The organism is Microvirga sp. P4_G7 (assembly GCF_056401005.1).
The window spans coordinates 1-2,280 of the sequence record NZ_JBFUKD010000600.1; the positions used below are offsets into that span (position 1 = coordinate 1).

Annotated in this window: 1 protein-coding gene; it reads left to right on the top strand. The window is 59.3% G+C overall.

Annotated features, from left to right (window positions below):
• The first annotated feature begins 66 nt into the window (after positions 1-66).
• Positions 67-2,076, top strand: a complete 2,010-nt coding sequence (locus tag AC1DT3_RS18445; RefSeq protein WP_477466680.1) for a hypothetical protein — start codon at positions 67-69, stop codon at positions 2,074-2,076.
• The last annotated feature ends 204 nt before the right edge of the window (positions 2,077-2,280 follow it).

Sequence of the window (2,280 nt, forward strand, 5' to 3'; positions counted from 1 at the left end):
GGATTCCGCTTGACATTTGTCACGATATATCGTAGTGAACAATGATTGCGCTTGGGGATCGATTTCATGCCGTTGACGCTTTCGCTGCAATCTTTTCGTTCCTACCCGGCAGTCAACATCATCTCGCGCGTTTCGGACAAGGCCGACGGATCTCCATCCCCAGTCGACAGCTATGCGAGCCACGCACAAGTCACGAACGACGGCCGCTATGTTGTATTCGACAGCACCGCTCGACTCGTGGCGACCGACACGGACGACGCCACCGACGTCTATCTCCGGGACATGCGCACCGGCGCATTGACCCAAATCTCGACCAAGGCAGACGGAACGCAGGGAGGAGGTTTCTATAGCCAGAACCCTCAAATCACGCCGGATGGACGGTACGTGGTCTTCCAAAGCGACGCCCAGCTGGTGGCGGAGGATACGAACAGCTCCCCCGATATCTATGTGAGGGATCTTTCAAACAATACGCTCAAGCGGGTTTCGACGAAAGCGGATGGTACCCAAGTTGAGGGCAGCAGCTCCGACCCCCAAATCAGCCCCGATGGCCGCTACGTCGTATTCTCTACGCTCGCTCAACTTCTTCCCGACGACGGCAATCTAAAGGAGGACATCTATCGTCGCGATTTGGTCGATCAGACGCTCATACTCGTTTCTATCCCGGAAGACGGCTTGCTGGGCATTGCCGGACATAGCCGACACCCTGATCTGAGCGCGGATGGTCGATACGTCGTCTTCAACAGCAGCGGTCAGCTTGTCGCCAGCGACAGCGATTCCATCACGGACGTGTATGTGCGGGATCTCGTCGCGGACACGATCACGCGCCTCTCGGTCGACGCCAGCGGCGCGCAAGTGGGTAGCGGATTTGGCGCGACGGCGCCATCCATCAGCTCAGACGGACAGCGCATCGTGTTCCAAAGCAACGTGTCCTTTGTTGCAGCGGACACGGATACAAAATCCGATATCTATCTGAGGGATCTGCAGAACGACACGATCACCCTTGTTTCCACGAAGTCCGACCATTCCGAGGTCGGTGGCAGTAGTTCCCCGGCGTCGATCAGCGCCGATGGAAGATATGTGGTATTCGGAAGTTCGGACAGTTTCGTCGCGCACGACACGCGCGGATACGACACCTATCTGAAGGACTTGTCGAACGGCGCGTTTACTCTCGTCTCCACCGATGCCGAGGGTTCCGAAGCCTCACAATATACGGCCCGTGGTCATGTCAGCGCGGACGGACGTTACGTCGCTTTTGAAGGCGCGGTGCTCCTCGCTCCCGGCGACAGCATCGAGAAGCAAGATATCTATCTCGTCGACACGTCGTATTTTCCGCAACGTCAGACCCTCGGCGCGCAACGCGTCGTCGAGTTGAAGCTCGGCGTCGGCGCGGCCTCCAACGTGAAACTCGCCTGGGGCGACGGTGGAGTGGACGCGGTGGCGCCTACGGCCGGCAGCGCCGCGTTCAAGCACACTTACGCCACGGGTGGGACAAAAGCCGCGCTCGCAACCGTCACCGAAGGCCAGCAGAGCTGGGTCGTTCCTTATGCGATCGATCCGTCGACGAGCACCATGACCCGCAATACCGCGCTCGCCGACACGCTCACCGGCGGCGCCGGCAAGGACAAGCTCACCGGTGACGCCAACGCCAACATCATCAAGGGCGCAGCCGGCAACGACGTGATCGACGGCGGTCTGGGTGACGACATGCTCTATGGCGGCGCGGGCAAGGACACGCTGACGGGTGGAGCGGGCAAAGATGGTTTTGTCTTCGACGCGCGCCGAAACGCCAAAACCAATGTCGACAAGTTCGTCGGCTTCAACACGACCGACGACACCATCTATATCGACAATGCCGTTCTCGCGTCGCTCGGGAAGGGCTCGCTGATCAAACCCGGCAAGTTGAGCGCCGCGAAGTTCTTCAAAGGCAGTGCTGCGCATGATGATACCGATCGCGTCATCTACGACAAGGGTACAGGCGCGCTCTACCTCGATCCCGACGGCAACGGACCTGCCGCGCAGACCAGAATCGCGGTTTTGAAAGCGAACCTGAAGATCGACGATTTTCGCATCATCTGAACCGAGAGGTGAATCCTCGCGTCTGCCGCGTCGGAGAAACGCGGTTTGCCGCGCTGATCTGCATGGCACAATGATCAACGGCCGAACGACTTCCGGAATCCTGCGCTCGACGTGCACGCCCCTTCAAGACACGAAAAAGGCGCGGATCGCTCCGCGCCGTTTTGTTTAGAAGCCGTGAACCTTGTTCCAGGTGCGGATCCGCTC